We start from the raw sequence: 22,982 nt of genomic DNA on the forward strand, positions 1-22,982 counted from the left end.
AAAAATCTATTAGAGGATGATCAACACTCTCACCATAAACAAATATATACGTACCAAAAGTAACAGCAAGGGAAATCACTGGAATTAGATATAAAATTAAAAACTTCGTAGCCTCCGCCATATATCCTCTTAGTTGAATAGTCGTCTTCCATATAATACTCACACTCAACGGTTTATCCGCTGAAATGCTTTGTGGTACACACTTTATTTATGCTTTTGTTTGATAATAGAAAGGATAAGGCTGTCAATTTCATTATTCACTGCACCAATACTACTATTATTTAATATTACATAGCCTAAATTAAGGTCAGTAATAGAACGCGATAGCGAGACCCAACCTCGATTAAATCCAGCAAAGCCGAGACTATTGTTTTCTGCATCAACTACATAGCTCATGCTCCAGCGCCCGTTAGTATTGGGGGCAGGCTTAATCATGAGATCAATGAGTTTTTCTGGTAACAAGGTTAAACCATTATAATCCCCATCGCTGTTGCGCAGTATTGCCATATTAAAGCGAGCTAAGTCTATAGCTGTTGTTTGTAAACCTGCTGCGGCTTTTTCATTGAAGTACAGCATACCCGTGACTTTGCCGGTATCGTCATAAGGTGTTGCCGACTTATTGACTACATTTTCAGTAATATTGAAAGTAGAATCCTCCATATTTAGAGGTTCGAACACGTTTTGCTGCATATAGTCTTCAAATGCCATGCCGGATACATCTTCAATTAAAAGTTGCACCACTGAATACCCACCACCAGAATAAGACCACTTGGTGTCGGGTGCATGGATAAGCTCAACAGATCCAGCGCCATTGTTATCACCATTTAATGAGTCAACAATAGATGATAGCTTTTCGCGAGAGTCCCATCCTGCATATGGTCCCAGCGACAAGCCTGAAGTATGAGATAGGATATTTCTCAAGGTTACTTTTTTCACGCTAAACTCAGAATCAGGAATCTGCCAGCGTTTGAGATATTGATTAATTGGCGCATCTAAATCGACTTTGCCTCGGGCTACAAGTTGCATCGCTCCCCAAACAGTAACCAGCTTAGAAATAGATCCTACGTTGAACATTGTGCTCTGGGTAATTTCCGTTTCGGTTGCTACGTCGGCAAAACCATAGGAGCGAAATTCAACGATTCTATTTCCATTTACGATTGCTAGTGCGACACCGGGAGCGTTGTGTTTATCTAAAATATTCGGTATGCCGACATCCAAAGGTTTTATAAGCTCAGACACCTCAGTGTTTTCTTCGGCATTAACAAAATTAGCTAAAACGATCGCAAATATTATTAAAATAGATCTAGTCATGACTTCCTTGTACGTACAACGTCACGTTAGCGGCAAAAAAATTGTTAGATGAGTGAAAAAGCCAATTGCTTTTTTCCATTTGAACGTCTTGTAAGCAGTTTTTACTGCTGCTCAATTTCTGGCTGTTTTTCCAAAACGACGAGTAAGAATGTAGCAATAGGGCCTAAGGGTAAAGAAATAAAAAACCACAGTAATCCACTTCTATTTTTGCTTTGGGCCAAACCTGCATTTAGTAAAGCTAGAGTTCCTAACCCTAAAGCATATTGACCACCTTGTGATACGATGTCACTTCCATTCATTTTACTCTCCTTGATTTAATTAAATATGTCCGAAATCTCGACACTGCCAACGCAAAGCTTTGGGGCGGCTGAAGCTAAGCGTAAGCCGTCCCTGCCGCATTAACGGCGACAATAGCGCCTTGTTATACGAATCCACGACTAATTCATTGACAGCAGTTGTCTGGGTTTGCTTTCCAAGTCGTTCTCGATCTTTTCTACTTTTGAAAGCAGCTTGGCATTTGTTGAATCCAAGCTATTAACTTGGTTTTGAAGCTCATTCACTTTTGCTTGTAAAGATTGATTAGCCTGATTTTGTTGGTAAACGACAAATGCTTGCAAGCCAATAATGGTTGAAAAAGCGATTACGGATAAAACTAATTTTGAAGAGATTTTCATTTAATTTCCTTATTTACTTTATTCCTGAACAACCCAAGATATTAATTAATTATCACCGATTCGTATAACGAATGATATGGACTCCCCCTTTCCTGGGGTTATGCCACGCTTAACTGGCAACCATTGAGGAGAACCGTCCATGTCTGATTTCAACTATTTCTATGGCATTGATTTAGCCAAACTGAGTTTCAGTATCCATGGCGAAGAGCGTCATGGCAAGCCACTGGTTCAAAAACAGTGAGCCGTACCAAGTTGTTGAAGGAAATGACAAATCTGCCTGTTGGCCTGGTAGGGTTAGAAGCCTGTCGTGCCGAAGCAATATTCCACTGGCGGGCAGAACAAGCTTGGCCGAATCAGCAAGAAAGGCCATAAATAACGGTGAGCGCTATTAGTGCAAGGGGCCAGGGCGGTTATCAGCAACCTGAAAGATAAGAACGATAAACTGAGTTTGTGGGCCAAAGGCGTTCTGGAACGACGTGGCTATAAGCGCGCCATTGTGGCCCTGGCCGCCAAACATGCCCGTATCGCCTGGGCATCTTAGGAATGCTGCACAGTAGCCCTAGCACCTTGCGCAGCGGCACATAAAGCGCCTAGCGGTTTATGTGTCCGGCCCCGCAGGGGCAGACTGCAGCAACTTGTTAGAGTGCCTTGTGATAAACATAAATTAACTCTTGGTTGTGCAGCGAACTTCCAGCGTGCAACCAGTTGTTTCTTTTCATGATACCGGTATGCGTGCGATTTCCTGAATAAACGGACGTATATCCTAGATTTCTAGCCACGTCCTCAAGATGCTGAACTAGAAGCGTACCGATACCACGCCCTCGGGCCGCTGGATGAACTAGTACAGCACCCGCCCAGGGACCGAAATCTCTGTATCCCTCAATAGGTTCGTGTTTAAGGTTGATATACCCAACTAGTGTTTCATCAAAAGTTGCCACTAATCCAATTGGGAGTGTTTCAAGGCGTGCAGCCGACCTCAAATCTGACTCGGCATCACCTGGTCCGGTTATTCCGTACCACTCTTTCCATTCTTCGATGAGCCAATCGCTCAATAGTGGAATAAATTCCTTGCGGTTCGCAAGGTAGTCAATCTTTGGTACATGCTCTGTGTTCATTGGTACTCTAACAGCTTAATGTTCGTATCTGAGTAGGCCACTTTGCCCTGCCATCTTCACAGTAATCCCTTATTTTCAAATAGTTAACACGATATATGGCGACCTAGTGCGTTTGTGGAGAAAGTAAGCATGCAGTGTAAACGAGGTCTTGCTAAACACACAACAATTTGACTTTCTTGTTGTTTTTCAAAGCCTTGCACTAAACTAGTGTAAAAGTGAGAATGAGTTCACGATAATGTGCCGATTCATTGGCGGAAACCCAACTTTCATATTAGGACTGTATATAAATACTGCATCTTGATTAGGAGGCGATGATGGGCCACTCACCTTTTATGGCATCCTTGCGCCAAGAATTACGCACCCGTCACTACCGTCTTCGCACTGAAAAGTGCCATATGCGCATACATTCAGACATTCGTTCGCCACACGCCAGCTTCAACAAGGCACAGATATTCGAACAATACAGGAATTGCCTGGCCATACCGATTTAAGAACGACAGAAATCTATACCCATGTTGCTGGCAACAGAAGCGCAGGCACTATTAGTCCGAACGACATCATTGCCGAACAGCAAGTCAGGGAGCCATATGCACGTATTACCGTTCAGAAACAGCCCCTACCCGTCCAAATGGGAGTAGATAACCCTTAAGGTCATCATCAGTGAGCGTTTTACGTTAGGCCAGAAGATAGAGATGCTATCCAGATGCCCCAGCTTTGCGGCCGCTTCCAGGCGGCTGGTCAGGTCCATCAACGGCTCTGAATTTATTTGCTCGGCCAGCTTCACCAACTGACGGGTGGCCTGCAACATCTGACGGGTATCTTCTTCATTGATGGCAGTATCGGCCTGGCTTGTGGCCTGTTCCAACGCCTGCATTAACTGATTCAGTGCCCCAGCCAACGAACCGGTATGGGGATTTTTCTGTAAATAGGGCAGCAAATCGAACCACACCTTGGGCGTATCTGGCATAGGCTGCTCGGCAAAAGCCGGCTTGGCTTTTTGTGGCTGCTCGGCCTGCTCAGCTCTGGCCTGTTGCAACTCTTGCTGGTGCGCTTGTACCAGCGCCTGCTCCTGCTCGGCCAGTTTTTGCTGACTGCTGTGCAGAGCCTTCTGGGCATCCTGCAAGGCCGACTCCCGGTCATCCAGTTGTGCCCGGCTTTGCTGCAGTTCCTGTTCCAACGCTTGCATACGGCTGCTCAGGTCGGACTGACTGCTGCTTTGATCATTTAACTGACGACGGCTCTGCTCATATTCCTTTTGTACCGACTGCAACTGCGAAGTTAAGGCGCTTTGTGCATCTTCCAGTTTCTGAATGTTGCTTTCGCTGTCTTTCAGAACCTGCTGCTGTGCCTGTAACTGCTGCTGCAAGCTGGCTTCTTGGGCTTCTTGCTGTTGGAGCTTTTTCTTCAACGCTTCAGCATCGCGGCGGGACTGATTCAACTCGTCCAGCAGTTTCTGCTCGCCAGACTGGGTTTTCTGTACCTGACTTTCCGCCTGCTGCAGCTCGGATAACTTAGCTTTTAACTGGCTTTCCATTTCCTGATTCTGCTTACGCGCCTGTTCCAATGCTTGTTGCAGTTGCAGCTTCTGCTCATCCATATCGGCCTGATGCTGACGCCACTGCTCGTCGCTGCCTGCCATCAATTCTTTTTGACGGCTAGCGCGGCTCTCCACATCCTGCAGTTCCACCTTCAGTTGATCCAGCTTCATTTGCTGTTCCTGGCGCTGCTGCTTTTCGTCATCCGCCTGGCGCTGATACTCGTTCAAACGTGCCTGGGTTTGTTGCAGTTGCTGCTGTTTGGCCACCAGTTCATCCTGCATGGCTTGTTGCTTGGTCTGCCACTGCTCATCACTTTGCGACATCTGCGATTGCTGTTCTACGGCACGCTGTTCCACGTCTGCCAACTCGGCCTTCAATTTGTCGTAGATTTCCTGCTGGCGGGCTTTCTCGGCTTTTTCAGCTTCGGTTTGCTGTTTGGCGTCCTGCAGGATCTGCTCGGTCTGCTGCAGCTTCTGCTGCTTGTCCGCCAGCTCCTGTTGCAAAGCGGCTTGTTTATTCAGCCACTCCTGCTCTACCGACTCCACCTGCTGCTGCTGCTCGGCGGCACGTTGTTCCATTTCGCTGAGTTCTTGTTGCAACTTGGTCAGGTGTGCCTGTTGTTGCTGCTTCTCGGCTTTTTCCTGTTCAGACTGACGGCGAGTTTCATCCAGCGTCTGCTGGGTCTCCTGTAATTGCTGATGTTTGGCCTGCAGCTCTTGCTGCAATAATTTGTGCTGTTCTTCCAAATCGTCCCGCTGCTGCGAAGACATTTCCTCGACCTTTTGCATCTCGTATTGCAAATGTTCAATCTGTCTGGCTTTATTGCTCAGCTCGGATTGTGCCAGACGGCAGCGCTGCTCAACCTCTCGATGTAATTGCTGGGCCTGTTCACTGGCTTTTCGCTGGTTGGCCAACTGGGTGCGCAGGGATTCACTGGCTTCTGCAGAACTGAGCAGTTGCGATTGCAGCGTGTTGATCTGTCCGCTGACATCTTCAATTTGCTTATCCTTACTCTGAATCGAATCTTTCAAACTGCTATTTTGCTCAACCAGTTGCTGCATTTTTTGCGCCTGAGCGTCCTGTTCTTCTCGCAGTTTCTGACCGGCCTCTTCACTTTCCTGCAACTGTTGCTGGGTGCGACGGTACTGGCGTTCGCTGTGCTGCAAGGCATCAGCAATCTGGTTACGTTGTTTTTCCAGCGCGCCGACTTTGCTACTAAACTGTTCCAACTGGGTTTCCAGTTCCGCATTATTCTGCTGACTGTCGGCCAATTGCTTACAGCTTTCACTGTATTCCTGCTGCAATTCCTGCAAGTGAGCCGTAACGTCCTGATGGGCCTGTTTCAGATCATCAATCTTATTCTGTTGCTCTGACAGGCTCTCTTGCGCGCGTTGCAACTTACTTTGCGTGTCCACCAGACTCTTAGCTTTGCTAGCCAGCTGATCCTGACTGTTCTGCAGTAACTGCTGCTGCTCGGCCATCTGCCGCTCGGCAGCCTGACGTAAGTTAATGGCTTCCAACCGCTCGGCGGCCGCCTGATTGATGGCGCGCATATCCATCCAGATGCAAAGTACCGATTCAAGCACCCCGCCTTTGAACATCGGCACATAAGTGGCCTGACACGGCAGCGCTTCATTACCATGCTGATGCTGCCACACCAGCGACAGGGCCTTACCATCACTGCGTAGTTGCTGGAACTTCTGTTTTAGCTTATCGGCGCTCTCAGCATCCGGGTTCAAACCCTCTGAATAGGGGAAGAATCCAAATAACTGCTGTTCATCTTCAATGGCAAAAAACTCACAAGCTGCCGGGTTAAGACGGGTGAAACCACTGTCTGACAAGACCGCCATGGCCAGACTGCTGTGCGCCAGCAAACTCTCGAACTTATCCTGCTGGAAGGCCTTTTCACTCATATCGGCAATCCAACACAAGTACTGCCCTTCACCAATAGCATGCACATGCAACTCACTGGGATGTATCTTGCCGTGTTTGTCCTTGAGACTGACATGCAAGGCACTGAGCTTGTCTTGTTGTAGCTGTTTTGCCGCTCTGGCCGCCTGGCCAGGTTCAGCAAACAACTGATAAAGCGACATCTTATTCAGTTCCAGCTCACTATATCCAAAGCGCTCCAGCATCGGCTGGTTGGCCTGACGTAAATGCTCCTCGGCATCCATCAGCACTATGCCCAGTGGCGAGGCATTCATAAACTGATCAAACTGTTGCTGTATTTCCCTCAGATTAGCTTGAATTCCCCTAAGCTCAGACAAGTCCTCAATCTGCCCCAGCGTACCATGTCTATTGCCCTCACCGTCTTTAAGCGGTTGCAAACGAAAACGCAGCGGTCGCAAGCTGCCATCCTTAAAGGGTACATTGAATTCACGCCCCTGCCCCGCCATGGACGACATAGCCAGATCGCCAGACTGATGCAACTGACAGACAGCATCATCAAACAGCCCCACCAGCTCCACTGTTTTGCCCTGCAATTGCATCATACTCACGCCAAACAAACGCTGAAACGCCAGGTTGCAATCAACAAACTCACCTTGGGCATTCAATAAATACAGCGGCTGACTGCTGGCGGTTAACAGAGACTTAAATTGGCTGCGAGACGCGTCCAGATTACGTTTAGCCTGATTAATCTCAGTAAGATCCTGTAATTGGCACTGCAGCAGTTGTGGTCGGTTGCCATCGTCACGTTGAACAATACGCCCCAGTAATCTAACCGGCTTTTGCCCATGCGGCGTTTCTAAGCTGCCGGCAAGGTCTAATTCGTTATCGTCAATACTGTGCTCAATCGCCAGTATCCAATTGGCCCAGTCACTGCTAAGCACTTTGGCTTTCAATGCGTCCAGACTGCACTCGGCCTGGGCCAAGCCCAACCAGCTTTGCAGCAATGGATCGGCACTGGCCTGCTTGTCTTTAAGATTTAAGCTGAGCTGTGCTAAACCGGCTTGCCCGCGCAGGCCGTCCAAGCAGGCCACATCGTCTTGTAGTTCGGTTATCTGCTGTTGATAGCTACTGACATCCTGTAAGGTCAGGATCATGGCAAGCTCGTCTTTGGGCTTGCTCAGCGGGTAGGCGCTTAACAAAATATGTCGCTCAGCCTTGGGGCTGAACCACTGCACTTTGCAATCCACCAAACTGGAAAGCGCACCAAGCAGAGGCGACGCGGCTTCCTCCTGCACCCAACGACTAAGTTCGGTTCCTAATAACGATTCTGCTTTGCCCCCCAGCCAGTAGGCTGCAATACGGTTGACGTACAGCACATTGCCTTGGCTGTCCAGATGCAGCATGCCGAGGTTAAACCCATCCAACAGACTCTGCTTGTTGTGCAATTGCGCCTTTTGTTCAGCCATTTCTGTTTGCTGTTGCCCTACCCTGCGGCGGGCCAACAGCCAGGCCCCGGCCAATAGCAAGGCAACAACCAATACAACAATAAGAAGAATCTGCGTTATTTGAGGATCCAGCATGGTCGCCGACTCCGATGTGGCATAAGTAAAGGGGCTGAACAAGGCAAGCCAGAGCATATTTCGAACTGATTTTAGGTGCATAAATCGTCCAGGCATGCCGGACTGTCCCTGTCTGAAATTAAGCGCTACAGCTTACAATGTAGCAAAACTGTGACAAGGAATGTGACGGCGTTTTATATATGTTCATTTATACCTATTATGCATTCACATGCAATAACCCGACATTTGCGTATAAAAAAGCCCCGGTTAACGGGGCTTTTTTTACTTATCGGGCATAGTGGGCGGATTGTTCGCCCGGCAGGGCTGCGCGAATGAACTCACGCAAATCCTGGTTAGAGGCTTTTAAGTCCTCACGTCGCAGATACATCATATGGCCACTGCGATAGCCCTTGAAACTCAGGCGCGCTTTCATTTTACCGCTGGGATCCAGATGCCACATGTTGTACTTGGCATCAAAATAATTGGTGGCGCCGTCGTAGTAGCCCGACTGAATCAAGACTTTCAGATAAGGGTTTTGTGCCATAGCCAGACGTAGATTCTCGCCGGTTTTATTATCGCTGCGATCCCAGGGATGCACAGGCCCGAACATATTGTATTTAATGTCGGTTTTATAATTCAGTTCTTCGCGCAGGTAATAGTTAATAGCCGGCGTAAACGAATGCAACCAGGAGGTTAATTCAGCCCAGTAGTCTGGCTTATCGCCCACCTCTTTTTCATCGATACCCAGGTAACGGCTGTCTAAACGCCCCACAGTCTTACCTTCGTCCCGCAACAGCTCTTTCCAGAAAAATGCCGTGCTGACATCCAGGTTACTCTGCGCAATCACCTGTGGATTTAAGCCTGAATAACGGGCCATCTGGGCAATAACCGCTTGTTTCTCAGCCGCATCAATAAAGCTGCCTTTGCTAAGCGCGGGGATCAATTTATTCAGGGTAAAGTCTTCTACCTGAGGCAGCAGCGCATCTAAATCCAGTGCCTGCAACTCTTTATCCAGCTTGCCATGATGCCAGGCAGTGGCAGCAAAATAGGGCAAACGGTTGGCCGCTTTCACCGGGCCGTCGCGCTCAATACCGATATCTGTGGGCGACACCAAAATCACGCCATTTAGGTACATCCACTGGTTATTTTGCAAGGCAAGTGCCAGACCAGACACCCGAGTGGTGCCATAGCTCTCGCCAATCAGGAACTTAGGTGACAACCAGCGATTATTGCGGGTGACAAAGGTATTCACCCATTCCGCCAGGTACTTGATATCGGCATTGACGCCAAAGAACTGTTCTTTTTGCTTATCTTTGGCTGGCATTTTGCCGTCAGCGTCTTTTAATACGCGGCTGTAACCGGTGTTCACCGGATTCACAAACACAATATCCGCCACATCCAGGATCGAATAGGGGTTAGTGTCGATGCCATAGGGCTGAACCGGATAACCTTCGTCATCAATCTTCAGGATACGCGGGCCGGTGTAAGCAATATGCATCCATACCGACGCGGAACCTGGGCCACCGTTAAAGGAAATCACCAAGGGCCGGGAAGCCTGATCTTTCACATCGGTACGCTGATAGTAGGTATAAAACAAGGTGGCAACGGCTTTGCCTTCGTCATCCCACACAGGTTGGGTACCCGTGGTGGCAGAGTATGCAACACGCTGTCCTTCAATCTGGGTTTTATGCTCTGTGACCACCTTGTGGTCCACTTCTATTTCACGGTTATTGGCCTGTGTCCACTGACTGAATATCAGGGTAATTGCCAATAAAGCCGGCTTGGCTATTTTTCTTGTTGTTAACATAATTTTTCACATAGCAGTTTGGTAGGGCTTATCACCCCAGTAAAAGCAGGTGAAGATGCCGCACACCTGCCGGATAACATTATCCTAACAAGTGCTGCGGCCCCTGTCGGCCGCATTGGCCGCAATCTCTATACGGTCTGTCTATCATTTAAGAATATGCTTCACTCAGATCCAGAGGTTAATAATCTACCATTTCCGGCATTTTCATCTGCTGATAACCTTCGGGAATCGCAAAAACACCCTTTGGGGCAGCCTTTTGTGCAAAACTCAAGGTGCTGACCTCAATTTCGCCGTCTTCATAATCCTTGATTTGCACTGGCACTTGTTTTTTGCCCAACAAATGCTGGTTAAGCATCATCTCGTCGTTGTCACCCATTTGGCTGGCAAACTCACTCATTCTGTCCAAAAAGCCGATTAAGGTAGCAAAATCCTCTTCGGCCATATCCACATCCTTAACGCTGACCACACAGGCTTCGCTAAGCAGCTCATCGCCGCGGTTAAGGTTTATCCATTTGCAGTTGTAGCCGTTAATTTTGTCGGACTTACCGGTTTCTTTAATGCTGACTTTCTCTTTTGATTGACCACCTGGCATCAGACCGCCCATCATTTCACGCATCTGCGCTTTTTCTTCCTCGCTCATGCCTTGCATCTGCTGTTCCATCATGCTTTGCATTTGCTGCTGCATCTGGCCCAGGCCCTCTGCCATTTTCTGCATTTGCTCGGCATCGACATGCACATACTGCTGATCATCATGATTAAGGGCGATGGCGAGGTTTTTCTTAGTATCAAAGATAAAATCAGTTTGCCCCCGAGCGTTAACCGCCGCCGTTTTGCCAGAAGCCACATAAATCTTTGAGGTTTCGCTGCCGTCCACATCCTGACTGACGACGGTAATGAGACTATCGGCATTAACACCCAGACTAAGAGTGCTCAGTACCGCCAGAGCAACAAGAGATTTGGCTTTCATCGTTATCTTCCTTTTTAGATAGTGGCAGCGCTTAATTCGATGCCTGTGTTTGATGTTCCAGCGTAGCAACCTGCTGCTCACTCAACACCACTTTGGGTTTGCGTAAATCAATAACCAGGGTTTCTGATATCTTATCCTGAATTGCCTGACGATTGGCATCCCAATATATTTGCAAAAAGCCTAACAGGCCAGTGGCAACACCGGCACCATAGCCACCGTAGCGACCAAAGCTCTCCCACAAATTCAAACCGTTACCATCCAGCTTAATCACCCTTATACCCAATAGCTTTTTGGCCGGTGTTTGGCCTTGCCACCAGGCGGTAAAAACTGAAAAGTAAAATGCCGCCCAACCAAAGCCCAGCCCCAGGTCTTCTGCCAGCCCTTTTACCCAGTTAACCACACTGTAATCTGTGCTTGATTTATCAATGCTGGGTATTTCTTGGCTGGGAGTGGTCTCTTCCTTTGCTTCTGACTTGGTATCGGCAGTTTGTGGCTTGTCTGTGGCAACGGGCTGAGGATTTTTTTGGTCGTACAACGCCAACAAGTCTGCTTCTAACTGCGCGCGCGCCGACTTATCCAAAATGTCGGATGTTGCCTGAGAAAATTCGCTAAGCAGTTTTTTAGCCGTTTCCGGCGACAGTTCAGCATCTACCAAATCATCCACCAGGGACTCCCCTGCCGTTTGCCAACAAGTGAGCGCCGGTTTACACACCCCCGCAGCAACATCGTCTTTAAGGCTAGCTATACCTGTGAGATGTTTGGTACTCAGGGCCAGCAGCACCAAACTCTCGGTGGCAGTGTAGTTGGTTACCTCTGCATCATCGCTGTAGTTGTCGTCCGGTGACAAGGCTTCAAACAACCCGGTGGCAAATATAAACAGCATAAACAGTGATGCAATTCTCAGGGCCAGGTTGCTACGGCGTTTTTCCGGGCTGCGGGCATGTAAACGACTGCTGGCATGCCAGAACATCCAACAGAATAGCGCTGCCAGGATCAAACTGTTCACTGTTGCCAGCATGGCAACTAATAAGAGATCCAACAGCAACGCAATCCCGCGCCTGATGGGGCCCGCGAGCGGCGTACCCAGCAATTCATCCGCCACTTTAAAAGCATAAGGGGTGATAATTTCACGGGTTTCCTGTTGAGTCATAGCTTGAGAAGGCATTATTGTTTTTCCTGTAATTTTTTTATGGCCTGCGTTACGCCTTCCAGCGTCATGGGATAAAAGCGCTCCCCCATTATCTTCTGTATCACGCCGATAGACGCATAATAATGCCAGTAACTTTGAGGCTGGGGACAGAGCCAAACACTGTGTTTAAAGTACCCCAGCAGCCGCTGCATCCAGGTGGCACCAGGCTCTTCGTTCCAGTGCTCGACACTGCCGCCAGGATAGGTAATTTCATAAGGCCCCATAGTGGCGTCACCGACAAAAATCACCTTATAGTCAGCGGCGTATTTGTGAATGATGTCCCACACAGGTAAACGCTCATGACGGCGGCCATTATCCTGCCACACTCCTTCGTAGATACAGTTATGAAAATAAAAATATTCCAGATGCTTAAATTCGCTTCTGACCGCTGAAAAAAGCTGCTCACATAACTGGATGTACTCGTCCATAGAGCCACCCACATCAAAAAACATCAGCAGCTTAACACTGTTATGCCGAAGCGGCTGCATATGCAAGTCGAGCATGCCGGCATTTCTGGCGGTGCCGGTTATGGTCTGAGGCAAGTCCAGCTCTTCACTGGCGCCGGTTCGGGCAAATTGGCGCAGCTTTCGAAGCGCGACTTTGAGGTTACGGGTGCCCAACTCCACATCGTTGGCCAGATTGCGAAACTCACGCTTATCCCACACTTTGGCAGCACTGAACTGGCGATTGCCGTCCTGGCCAATGCGCACGCCTTCAGGGTTATAGCCATAGGCACCAAAGGGCGAAGTACCGCCAGTGCCTATCCATTTGTTGCCCCCCTGATGACGCTTTTGTTGTTCTTTTAAACGTTCACGCAGGGTCTCCATCAGCTTTTCCAGACCGCCCAAGGCGTGAATACGGCGTTTTTCCTCTTCGCTGAAGTGCCGGTCTAATTCCCTACGCAGCCAGTCTTGTGGAACTTCAGCGAACAAATCCAGGCTTTGTACGCCATCAAAATAATCAGCAAAGGCCTGATCAAATTTGTCGTATTGGCTTTCGTCTTTGACCAAGATGGTGCGGGCCAAATAATAAAAGCCCTGCATATCGGCAAACACCAAACCGGCTTTTAACGCTCCCAATAAATCCAGCAGCTCACGCAGACTTACTGCCAGGCCATAGGCGCGCAGACGAAAGAAGAAGGCAATCAGCATCAGCGTTTGGCCATAAAGGCCAGTTTTTCAAACAGGTGAATGTCCTGCTCATTTTTCAAAAGCGCCCCATAAAGTGGCGGAATACTGTGCTTGGCATCTTTACTTTGCAGCGCCTCAGGCGGAATGTCTTCGGCCACCAGTAACTTCAGCCAGTCGATAAGCTCGGAGGTGGAGGGCTTCTTCTTAAGGCCCGGCATATCGCGCAGGTTAAAAAAGGAATCCAGCGCTTGATTCAGCAGCTGCTGTTTTAATTTGGGAAAATGCACTTCGACGATACTGCGCATTTCGTCAGGCTCAGGAAAGCGAATGTAATGGAAAAAACAGCGGCGTAAAAAAGCGTCGGGCAGCTCTTTTTCATTGTTAGAGGTAATAATCACCACCGGGCGCTGCTGAGCTTTAATGGTCTGACGGGTTTCGTACACATGAAACTCCATACGGTCCAGCTCCAGCAACAGGTCGTTGGGAAATTCGATATCGGCTTTGTCGATTTCATCAATCAACAGCACGGGGCGTTTGGGGGCTTCAAAGGCCTGCCATAATTTACCTTTAACAATATAGTTGCTGATGTCCTGCACCTTGGCGTCGCCAAGCTGTGAGTCGCGCAGCCTGGATACTGCGTCATACTCATACAAGCCTTGCTGGGCTTTAGTGGTAGATTTGATATGCCAGGCATAAAGCTCAGTATCCAGGCTTTTGGCTACCTCTTCAGCCAGCAGGGTTTTACCCGTACCGGGTTCTCCTTTAATCAGCAAGGGGCGCTGCAAACTGATGGCAGCATTGACGGCCAACTGCAATTCCTGGCTGGCAATATAGTTATCGGTACCGGTAAAGGACATAGACTACTCTAATGATTGTGATGATTCACAATATCATATAGCGAAAAAGCAGTTTGTTTTTAGTCTAAGAGCCTTAATCTATTACACATTCCCCTAAACTGGGGACAAAATTTTAGTCCGGCGCCAGGACTTGCTGACTTTTTGAGTATGGATTTTGTTCAAATCCAGCTTTCTGGTCACAAGACTCCGGGCGGCGGCCGTTACGCAAGGAATCACCATGCAAGTATTTAAAGATAATTCTGAGTCCATTGGTAATACCCCACTGGTTAAACTAAACCGGGTAACGGGTGGCAACGTATATGCTAAAGTCGAAGCCCGTAACCCCAGCTTCAGTGTTAAGTGCCGTATCGGTGCCAATATGGTTTGGGACGCCGAAAAAAGCGGTGTGCTGACCAAAGATAAAGAGCTGGTTGAACCTACCAGTGGCAACACAGGTATCGCTCTGGCCTTTGTGGCCGCCTCCCGTGGCTACAAGCTAACCCTGACGATGCCAAGCACCATGAGTCTGGAGCGTCGTAAACTGTTAAAAGCCTTAGGTGCCAACTTAGTCTTAACCGAAGGCCCCAAAGGCATGAAAGGTGCCATTGTCAAGGCCCAGGAAATTGTTGACTCCGATCCGTCGAAATACGTGATGCTGCAGCAATTTGATAACCCGGCTAACCCTGAGATCCATGAAAAGACCACAGGTCCCGAAATCTGGGAAGCCACTGACGGCAAGGTAGATATCTTTGTTGCCGGTGTAGGTACGGGTGGCACGCTTACCGGCGTTAGCCGTTACCTGAAAAATACCCAAGGCAAAGCGGTGCTGTCTGTAGCAGTGGAGCCCAGCGACTCTCCCGTTATCACTCAAGCCAAAGCCGGTCAGGAGCTAACCCCTGGTCCACATAAAATCCAGGGCATCGGTGCCGGCTTTATTCCCGGCAACCTGGATTTAGATCTGGTAGATGTGGTTGAACAGGTCGGCAACGATGAAGCCATGGAAATGGCCCATCGCTTGATGCGCGAGGAAGGTATTCTGGCCGGTATTTCTTCCGGTGCAGCCGTGGTAGCGGCTAAGCGTCTGGCCGAAAAGCCGGAAAATGCCGACAAAACCATCGTAGTTATTCTGCCAAGCTCAGCCGAGCGTTATCTGTCCAGCCCGCTGTTTGCTGGTGCCTTCAGCGACGCCGAGCTGGAACAGTAATCACCGAAAGGTAACCCTAAAAAGCGCTCAACTGAGCGCTTTTTTTAATTGGGTATCAAGCTGTAAGTTAAGGTTAAGCAACACAGACTTTACTTTTTACAGGCAAGCTTGCAGACTCAGGCTGTTCATTACAGCTATACACGGGAATAAGATGTTAAGAGCCCTGTTAACCAGCGCTTTGCTGGCCGGTCTGGTGTTACTAAGCGGTTGCAGCGAAGGGAAAAAATCTGACGGTGTCGGCCGTTACGGCATGCTCGCTCAGGGCACCCCCGAATACGCTGCCATTGAGTTTTTTGATCACCTCTACCATGACGGGAATATTCAGGAAACACTTAAACTCAGTTCCCCTAAAATGGCACGACTGCTGAAAAACTATAAAACCAGCCGTAACTTCCAGCGCCATGTTATGAACCTGACCTACCAGGAAGTGGAAATGATGGTGGACTCCGGCAACAACAAGATGCGTTCGGAATACTCAGATAAAGCCTCGGTAGTCATCTTCTTTACCGGCACCGATCACGGTGAAAAGAAAGAAGATTTACGCACCGTCAACTTGCTGAAAATCAGCGGTGACTGGCGGGTTGACGAAATCGAAGTGGACAAATTTATGTAAGGGGCCTTATGGCCCCTTTCTCTCAACATCAAGCCGGTTTATCGTGGAACATAAAAAAACACCGCCCCCATCAGACACATGTCTGCCCACAGATAGTCAGCTCCAGTGGCTCCTTTAAGTGAAGCACCGCAAAGGGAACAAACAGGCTTAAGGTAATCACCTCCTGAATAATCTTTAGCTGTCCCACGGACAATACCGTATAGCCAAGATTGGCCGGCACCTGCAACAGATATTCAAATAAGGCGATACCCCAACATACCAGTGCGGCAATTAGCCAGGGCTTGCTGCTCATCCCTTTAAAATGACCATCGCAGGTTACAAACAGATTGCAGCGTATCAGCAGTACACAAATAACAACCGGGTTTTACATAAACAAGGTAGGTAAACACGCAGACGCCTATTCTGCGCTCGCCCTCTGCTTTCGCCAATCACCCTGCGGCGGTATTTTTTCTTTGAAAGCAGAATGCCGTATCACAGCAATACTAATGCCTATCAACACATTTACCTTCACAAACTTGGTGTAATCCAAAAAACTCTTGCTAGGCAAAGGGTTACAAACATGTTACAAAACAGCCGCATACGACAACCACATGTTTAACATTCAAATATGGCGATTCACCAACAAAAGAGTCGCGGCAAATGACGGTTCAATAGTATTTAGGATAAGAAATGGCCCAAAAATTATTTTTAGACGCACTTATTGGTAGAGATGATTTTGAAGTTCAAGACCAGGCTCATAATTCGCAAGGCCCCCACAAAACCACACTTAGCTATGGTGATTTTGAAATACCCGGCTTTTTCTTTTCGTCATTGCGCAAGCCAGATTTTCAACGTGAGACAAATGAGTGGGATGCTGACAAAGTTAAAGACCTAGTAGAGAGTTTCTTGGACGGCGATTTAGTTCCTGCAATAATTTTATGGAAATATGCAGATAGCTATACATTTGTAATAGATGGAGCACATAGAATTAGTGCGATTGCTGCTTGGGTGAACGATGATTACGGCGATGGAAAAATATCTAGAAAGTTTTTCGACAACGCTATTCCCGAACAACAGTTAGACGCTGCAAAGAAAGCGCGTCAAATGATTAATCAAGATATCGGAGCATTCAAAGACTTTAAGGACGCACTGTTTGAACCTGAGATTGCGGCAGACCATGTAAAGAAAAGACTCAAAAACTTTGGTACAAGAGCATTGCAGCTACAATGGGTGGATGGGGATTCAAAAAAAGCAGAAAGTAGTTTCTTCAAAATAAATCAAAAATCCACTCCCATTAGCGAGACAGAAATTGCAATATTAGAAGCTAGAAGGATGCCTGCTGGATTATGTTCCAGAGCTATTTTAAGAGGAGGGCAAGGATACAAATATTGGGGTGTATTTGAAACAGAGTTATCAAAGAAAATTCAGGATGAAGCAGAAAAAATCAATGATCTTATTTTCAAGCCTGAACTATCAACACCAATAAAAACACTAGATCTCCCATTGGGAGGGAAAAATCATGCTAGCACATCACTCGCAATGGTTTTTGAGTTGGTTAAATTACTAGGGGCAAACATAAAAGACGAAGACCACACTGGAGATGAAACACTTAAGACCCTATGTGAAATAAGAAAATCTCTTCAAAGAGTCAACGATATTCACCCTTCTTCACTGGGAATTCACCCTGCAGTCTATATTTACAGTCAGTCAGGGAATTTTAGAGTTAGTTGCTTTCATGCAGTTATTGTTTTCACTAAAGAGTTACTTGAGTTCAAAAAGCTGGATATTTTCACAAAGTACCGAAAAGAGTTTGAAGACACAATAGTAAGATCAGACCTAGTAATACAGCAAATAGTTAGAAAGGCTAGGCAAGCCAATAAGGCCGTCATACCTTTAGTAAAGTTTTTCCATGCTATTCTTGATAAACTTTCCTTGCAAACTAATACCGCTGATGTCTTAGACGAGTTAAGTAAGTCTCAAGAATTTTCATACATTAATTTAGATGAAGTGAGTCAGTCGAACACCAGTTCAACATCATTTTCAAAAGCAACAAAAAGTGCTGCATTTATATCTGAAGCTTTAAATAATGCAAGTAGATGTAAAATTTGCGGAGGAATTCTCCATCAGAAATCAATTTCTATTGATCACAGAGTTCGAAAAGCCGACGGTGGCGATTCTAGTATTGATAATGCACAACTCTCTCACCCATATTGCAACAGCACTTATAAGAACTAAAGCTTCCAAGCATAACTAACCAATCGAAAGGTCTGAATTTCTGAAACCTCCATTCCCTTAGCGGCCTAGGCCGCTTCAACTCCCGCTTAAAAATTCACTGGCGCATCAAGACTTGGCTAAAAGCGGAGTAACACCCTATTTTAAATAGATAAAAAAAGACCCGCCATTGGCGGGTCAGTGAAACCTCGAATATCCTACAAACCGACAGCCACCCCTTCTCTTCTGGGATCGGCGCCGCCGATTAGCTTACCGTCTTTAATCATAATGCCGTGCAAGCCGCTGTTAAGTTCCTGCACTTTAACCTGGTGACCCAGCTTTTCAAATGCAGGCGCCAGCGCTTCCAGAGCACTGTCTTTTTCCAGTGCCGTATAGTCATTACGGTTGGTAATGCGCGGCAGGTTGATGGCCTGCTGGATATCCAAATTCCAATCCAGCACCCCTACCAGGGTTTGCGCCACATAGTCGATGATTCGACTGCCACCTGGAGAGCCGACCACCAGATACAGATCCCCTTCTTTATCAAATACCATGGTCGGGCTCATGGCACTGCGAGGCCGTTTAAGCGGCTCAACGCGATTAGCCACCAAGGCACGGTTCACCTCGGGTACAAAGGAGAAATCGGTCAATTGGTTATTCAGCAAAAAGCCTTCCACCATCAAGCCAGAGCCAAAGGCCATTTCTATACTGGTGGTCATGGACAGCGCATTCCCTTCGGCATCAACAATAGAAATATGGCTGGTATTGGGCAGCTCATAGGCATTATCGGTGGCCAAACGCTGATGCGGGAAAGGATCGCCAGCAAAAGCGCGACCCATATCCTGCTCTTTATCAATCAGCGTGGCGCGTTCTTTGATATATGAGCCACTGATCATGGCGGCTACCGGATGCGGGAAAAAGTCCGGGTCGGCCGAGAAGGTTTCTCTGTCTGCAAAGGCCAGCCTTGAGGCCTGGGTAAATAAATGCAGGCCTTCAAGCTGATTGGGCGCAAAACTTGCCATATCAAAACCTTCCAGCAGACGCAGGATTTGCAGGGTCGCGACCCCACCGGAGCTGGGCGGCGCCATGCCGCACACCCTATATTGGCGATAGCCACCACAGACGGGGGTACGTTTTTTGGCCTTATACTCGGCCAGATCCTGGGCCGTCATAGTTCCCGGATTAATACTGGCCTTTTGCACGGCCGCTACTATCTTGTCAGCCAGATCGCCGCGATAAAAAGCATCGGCGCCCTTTTCAGCAATAGTATTAAAAGTACGCGCCAGCGGCAGATTTTTACGCAGATACCCTTCCTGAATAGGCTTACCGTCGGGATAAAAATACGCCTTGCTGGCAATAAACTGCTTTAGGCCAGGGTGTAATTCCAGCTCCACCAATTTGGCCAGACGCGGCGAGACTTTAAACCCTTCTTCGGCGGCAATAGTGGCATCACGAAACAAGCTGATCCAAGGCAGTTTACCGTGTTCCTTGTGGGCCGTTTCCAGTGCACGCAGCACGCCGGGCACACCAACGGCACGGCCACCCACAATGGCGTCACGCCAGGGAATGGGCTTACCGTCTTTAATAAAATGCGCAGCGTTGATATCACGGGGGGCGGTTTCGCGACCATCGTAACTGTATAAAGCTTGCTTTTTATTGTCCCAGTACAGCATAAAGGCACCGCCACCAATACCGGAGGACTGCGGCTCTACCAAGGTCAGCATGGCCTGAATAGCAATGGCCGCATCAACAGCACTGCCGCCTTGCATTAGCACTTTTTTCCCCGCCCAGGCCGCATAAGGGTTGGCCGCACTGACCATAAACTTTTGCCCACGCACAGCGGTTTTATTGGCAAATCCGGTTGCGGCCTCAGGCTCTCTGTCTTCCCTGGCCTTGTCCTGACCCACTGCCGGCCAGGCCAATAAACACCATCCCAATAACAACGCCACTTTATACAAATCAATTCCCCTCTACGCGTACATTACGCTAATTATGCCAGCAGGCCACAGGGCCTGACAAAGCCGCCGGTCTTATCGCGCGGCTAATTAAAAATCGCTGGGTCGGGTTTACGCTTTTGCAGAAATGCTGCAAAGGCTTCCTTAGCGGCCGGTGAGTCCAGTTGCTGAATAAAGCAGGCCAGCTCCTTACCCATTTGCCGACGGGTTTCATCGATATCCCCTTTCATCAGTTGCTTGGTCAAAGCCAATGCCTGACGTGGTTTGGTCACTAATTTGGCCAACACCTTGTTCACCTCTTCGGTTAACTCTGGGGTATCGACAATCTTATTCACCAAGCCATGCTGCAAGGCTTCTTCGGCGCCAAAAGCGTCACCCAGCATCAACCACTCAGCAGCCTTGGCATGCCCGACCCGTTTAGGCAACAGATAGCTGGAGGCATATTCAGGTACCAATCCTAAATTGATAAAAGGCAAGGCAAAACGGCTATCCGGTGAGCAATACACCAAATCGCAGTGCAGTAACAAGGTAGTACCAATGCCCACCGCCATCCCCTGCACTTGCGCCACCACAGGCAAGGGACATTCCAATAAGGCGTGCATAAACCGCTCGGTGTCTTTGAGCATATCCCGACCGGAAAAATCGGCAAAGTCAGCCAGATCATTGCCTGCGGTAAAATCGTTACCGGCCGCACACAACAGCACCGCTCTGATGGCCGGGTCTTGTTTTACTTCTTCAAGTGCCTGCGCCAGCTCTCCATACATCTGCGTTGACAGGGCATTTTTCTTGTCAGCACGATTCAGTTGAATCTTCAGCACATGCTGTTCATATAACACTTGGATCAAAGACATGGGTTTCTCCGGACTTTTTTGTCACTTTACCAGTGACCACTGCCCCCGGGCCAGTTTCCACGGGAATTTCTCAGGCATAAGCTCGGCCGGCAAGGTATCATAGTCCCAGCTCAGACGATGTAAGACCTTATGCCAAAATTACCACTTCAATTCCAGCACTTTGCCGGGCCATTGCTGATTCTTACGCTGGCATGGCTTTTATATGGCCTGGAGCCCTGGAGCCAGACGTACTTACAGTATGATCGCCTGCAAATTGAAAATGGTCAGTGGTGGCGCTTGCTCACCGGGCATCTGCTACATACTAATTTCAATCATCTGCTACTCAATAGTGCCGGGGTGTTATTGCTCTGGGCGCTACACGGCTATTATTATCAATACCGCCCTTACCTGCTGTTTATGCTCCTATCTGCCTTGGCATGCAGTCTGGGCTTGTATCTGTTTTCGGTACAGTTAATCTGGTACGTAGGGTTATCCGGTGTGCTACATGGCTTATTTGCCTGGGGCGCCATGATGGATATCCGCCAGGGCATCCAGTCAGGCTGGCTGCTATTGCTGGGTTTATGGGCCAAAGTGATTTATGAGCAATGGTTTGGCCCAAGTGCGGACGTAGCCGCGCTGATTGACGCCAATGTTGCCATAGATGCCCATTTATTCGGTGCCATATCAGGAACAGTATTAGCGCTTCCTGCGCTGTTTAGGCATTTTTCACATAAGGAGAGATGAGATGAAATTACCAGCAGACGGGCGCTGTCTTTGCGGCGCGGTAACCCTTAGCGGCGAGGTGGAAAGCAAGGTAGGAGTCTGCCATTGCAGTATGTGCAGGCAATGGGTAGGCGGCCCCTTTCTGGCCGTAGACGGCGGCACCGAACTAACAATCAGTGGTGAGCAACATGTGGAGCGCTTTGCTTCATCTGAGTGGGCTGAACGCGCCTTTTGCAAAAAATGCGGCAGTGCACTTTTTTACCGGCTCAAGCAAAACAACCAGCATATCGTGTCGGCCGGTTTGTTTGACGACCTGGATGGCTTAACCCTGGATCATCAAATCTTTATCGATGAAAAGCCGCACTATTACAGCTTTGCCAACCAGACCCACAATATGACCGGCGCAGAAGTGTTTGCCCAGTTCGCCCCTCAAGACTAAAGCGCATTAAGCTTAGCCCTTAGGCGCCCAGACGATGGCAGATTTCTTCGCACAGCAGATGGCTGTTAAGATTGCGGGCTATACTGGCATCGTCTAACTTGCCCTGCTCCACCACACTGAGCCAATGTGTCAGCATGGCAGAAAACCCCTTGCTGTGCAGCATGGGCGTCCAATCCGCCAGGGCAAACTGTGATGCAACGTTGTTTGATAACAGCCGGCCTGAGGTAAAACTGTCAAACTCCAGGGTATGATTAACCTGACAAAGCTGAATGCGCTCACAGGTCATGCCAAAGCGCCTATCCATGCGAGCCTCAAAGTCTTGTTCTCCAATTCGCCATTGACACTCTAACCGGCCCAGTTGCAGCCCCTGAAACTGGCTATGCAAAACCATATCATCCGGATTCACATTGCCATACAAGTTGATGCCATCCAGGGCGTGGATAAAATCATCAAACACAAAGGTACGCACATCCCCGGGCAGGTTATGTCGGTGCTTCTCCCAGCGCAGTGATGTCAGCCCTGGCATCTTGTCCAGCGAACAGCCGGCTTGCTGTTGCACTATGGGCAGGTAGCGACGATTAAAGCCAACAAACAGCGGCGCGCCCTGTTTCGCGGCCAGCTCATGCAAACTTTCACAATCGGCATAATTGTCGCATAAGGGCTTATCCACAAAGACAGCAACCTTACGAGCCAGAAAATAGCGGGCAATCTCAAAGTGGCTGGATGTGGCACTGTGGATCATCACTGCGTCAAGGTTAGGCAACTGACGGTAATCCAGGCAAGCCTCGGCAGCCGAATATTGCCTGGTCAACCGGCTTAATACCTCAGGATTACGGCTGCAAAACAACCAGTCCACTTGTGGCCATTCCTGCAACAGCGGCAAGTAGGCCTTTTGGGCAATATCCCCCAGACCAATTAAGGCTATTTTCATCAGCATGTCCCCTTTCCAGCCAGGGGCGATAACTTAATGGATTGATAAAAAAAAGAAAAGCCCCGACCAGCGGGGCTTTAT

19 protein-coding genes and 3 pseudogenes are annotated in these 22,982 nt (G+C 48.4%); 8 read left to right on the top strand and 14 right to left on the bottom strand.

Features of this window, described 5'->3' with window-relative positions:
- Window positions 1-204: 204 nt before the first annotated feature.
- The 3 genes from IEX02_RS12550 to IEX02_RS12560 form a co-directional block, all read right to left on the bottom strand.
- On the bottom strand, window positions 205-1,311 hold the full coding sequence (locus IEX02_RS12550) for a serine hydrolase domain-containing protein (RefSeq protein ID WP_188695521.1): 1,107 nt from the start codon (window positions 1,309-1,311) through the stop codon (window positions 205-207).
- 101 nt (window positions 1,312-1,412) lie between these two features.
- The gene (locus tag IEX02_RS12555) at window positions 1,413-1,610 is read right to left on the bottom strand and encodes an antitermination protein NusB (RefSeq protein WP_188695525.1); all 198 of its coding nucleotides are present in this window, start codon (window positions 1,608-1,610) and stop codon (window positions 1,413-1,415) included.
- Window positions 1,611-1,748: 138 nt separating this feature from the next.
- On the bottom strand, window positions 1,749-1,985 hold the full coding sequence (locus IEX02_RS12560) for a hypothetical protein (protein WP_188695529.1): 237 nt from the start codon (window positions 1,983-1,985) through the stop codon (window positions 1,749-1,751).
- Between the two features lie 304 nt (window positions 1,986-2,289).
- Here IEX02_RS12560 and IEX02_RS20590 point away from each other — a divergent pair.
- Both IEX02_RS20590 and IEX02_RS20595 read left to right on the top strand, forming a co-directional pair.
- Window positions 2,290-2,392 (top strand): annotated as a pseudogene (locus tag IEX02_RS20590) (transposase); the annotation flags it as partial.
- Window positions 2,377-2,526, top strand: coding sequence for a hypothetical protein (locus IEX02_RS20595; RefSeq protein WP_188695532.1), 150 nt, complete (start codon window positions 2,377-2,379; stop codon window positions 2,524-2,526). The pseudogene IEX02_RS20590 and the gene IEX02_RS20595, both read left to right, overlap by 16 nt.
- 97 nt (window positions 2,527-2,623) lie before the next feature.
- On the opposite strand, the gene IEX02_RS12570 is transcribed toward IEX02_RS20595, so the two are convergent.
- Window positions 2,624-3,100, bottom strand: a complete 477-nt coding sequence (locus IEX02_RS12570; protein WP_188695534.1) for a GNAT family N-acetyltransferase — start codon at window positions 3,098-3,100, stop codon at window positions 2,624-2,626.
- A 400-nt stretch (window positions 3,101-3,500) separates the two neighbouring features.
- Between IEX02_RS12570 and IEX02_RS20380 the strand changes: the two are divergent.
- Window positions 3,501-3,656, top strand: a pseudogene (locus IEX02_RS20380) (tyrosine-type recombinase/integrase); the annotation flags it as partial.
- 60 nt (window positions 3,657-3,716) lie between these two features.
- Here IEX02_RS20380 and IEX02_RS12580 read toward each other — a convergent pair.
- The 6 genes from IEX02_RS12580 to IEX02_RS12605 form a co-directional block, all read right to left on the bottom strand.
- Window positions 3,717-8,189, bottom strand: a complete 4,473-nt coding sequence (locus tag IEX02_RS12580) for a PAS domain S-box protein (protein ID WP_188695539.1) — start codon at window positions 8,187-8,189, stop codon at window positions 3,717-3,719.
- A gap of 184 nt (window positions 8,190-8,373) precedes the next feature.
- Window positions 8,374-9,894 carry a S10 family peptidase gene (locus tag IEX02_RS12585; protein WP_188695542.1) on the bottom strand — a complete coding sequence of 507 codons (1,521 nt, stop codon included), beginning with the start codon at window positions 9,892-9,894 and terminating at the stop codon, window positions 8,374-8,376.
- 178 nt (window positions 9,895-10,072) lie between these two features.
- Window positions 10,073-10,861: a DUF4412 domain-containing protein gene (locus tag IEX02_RS12590; protein WP_188695545.1), complete on the bottom strand. Its 789-nt coding sequence runs from the start codon at window positions 10,859-10,861 to the stop codon at window positions 10,073-10,075.
- 31 nt (window positions 10,862-10,892) lie between these two features.
- Entirely contained in the window at window positions 10,893-12,026 is a 1,134-nt protein-coding gene (locus tag IEX02_RS12595; RefSeq protein ID WP_188695548.1) for an RDD family protein, read from the bottom strand.
- Window positions 12,026-13,201, bottom strand: coding sequence for a vWA domain-containing protein (locus tag IEX02_RS12600; protein ID WP_188695551.1), 1,176 nt, complete (start codon window positions 13,199-13,201; stop codon window positions 12,026-12,028). Before IEX02_RS12600 ends, IEX02_RS12595 begins: the two co-directional genes overlap by 1 nt.
- Window positions 13,201-14,037 carry an AAA family ATPase gene (locus tag IEX02_RS12605; protein ID WP_188695554.1) on the bottom strand — a complete coding sequence of 279 codons (837 nt, stop codon included), beginning with the start codon at window positions 14,035-14,037 and terminating at the stop codon, window positions 13,201-13,203. The genes IEX02_RS12600 and IEX02_RS12605 overlap by 1 nt, the downstream gene beginning before the upstream one ends.
- A gap of 217 nt (window positions 14,038-14,254) precedes the next feature.
- Here IEX02_RS12605 and cysK point away from each other — a divergent pair, with 217 nt between their 5' ends.
- The gene (gene cysK, locus IEX02_RS12610) at window positions 14,255-15,220 is read left to right on the top strand and encodes a cysteine synthase A (protein WP_188695559.1); all 966 of its coding nucleotides are present in this window, start codon (window positions 14,255-14,257) and stop codon (window positions 15,218-15,220) included.
- A gap of 151 nt (window positions 15,221-15,371) precedes the next feature.
- Window positions 15,372-15,833 carry a hypothetical protein gene (locus tag IEX02_RS12615; protein WP_188695562.1) on the top strand — a complete coding sequence of 154 codons (462 nt, stop codon included), beginning with the start codon at window positions 15,372-15,374 and terminating at the stop codon, window positions 15,831-15,833.
- 38 nt (window positions 15,834-15,871) lie between these two features.
- On the opposite strand, the pseudogene IEX02_RS12620 reads toward IEX02_RS12615, so the two are convergent.
- A pseudogene (locus tag IEX02_RS12620) lies at window positions 15,872-16,185 on the bottom strand (DMT family protein).
- A 317-nt stretch (window positions 16,186-16,502) separates the two neighbouring features.
- Here IEX02_RS12620 and IEX02_RS12625 point away from each other — a divergent pair.
- Window positions 16,503-18,047 (top strand): GmrSD restriction endonuclease domain-containing protein, encoded by a 1,545-nt coding sequence (locus IEX02_RS12625; protein WP_188695565.1) that lies wholly within the window; start codon window positions 16,503-16,505, stop codon window positions 18,045-18,047.
- 194 nt (window positions 18,048-18,241) lie between these two features.
- Here the strand turns inward: IEX02_RS12625 and ggt are convergent, their stop codons facing one another.
- Window positions 18,242-19,981, bottom strand: coding sequence for a gamma-glutamyltransferase (ggt, locus tag IEX02_RS12630; RefSeq protein ID WP_373284998.1), 1,740 nt, complete (start codon window positions 19,979-19,981; stop codon window positions 18,242-18,244).
- Between the two features lie 83 nt (window positions 19,982-20,064).
- Entirely contained in the window at window positions 20,065-20,829 is a 765-nt protein-coding gene (locus tag IEX02_RS12635) for an enoyl-CoA hydratase (RefSeq protein WP_188695568.1), read from the bottom strand.
- 129 nt (window positions 20,830-20,958) lie between these two features.
- Here IEX02_RS12635 and rrtA point away from each other — a divergent pair, with 129 nt between their 5' ends.
- On the top strand, window positions 20,959-21,552 hold the full coding sequence (gene rrtA / locus IEX02_RS12640) for a rhombosortase (protein ID WP_188695571.1): 594 nt from the start codon (window positions 20,959-20,961) through the stop codon (window positions 21,550-21,552).
- Between the two features lies 1 nt (window position 21,553).
- Window positions 21,554-21,970, top strand: a complete 417-nt coding sequence (locus IEX02_RS12645; RefSeq protein WP_188695575.1) for a GFA family protein — start codon at window positions 21,554-21,556, stop codon at window positions 21,968-21,970.
- Window positions 21,971-21,989: 19 nt separating this feature from the next.
- Here IEX02_RS12645 and IEX02_RS12650 read toward each other — a convergent pair whose 3' ends face one another.
- Complete coding sequence (locus IEX02_RS12650) at window positions 21,990-22,901, bottom strand: Gfo/Idh/MocA family protein (RefSeq protein ID WP_188695578.1); 912 nt, start codon at window positions 22,899-22,901, stop codon at window positions 21,990-21,992.
- Window positions 22,902-22,982: the final 81 nt, after the last annotated feature.

Origin of the sequence: Bowmanella pacifica, assembly GCF_014645355.1 — a bacterium.
Lineage (GTDB): Bacteria > Pseudomonadota > Gammaproteobacteria > Enterobacterales > Alteromonadaceae > Bowmanella > Bowmanella pacifica.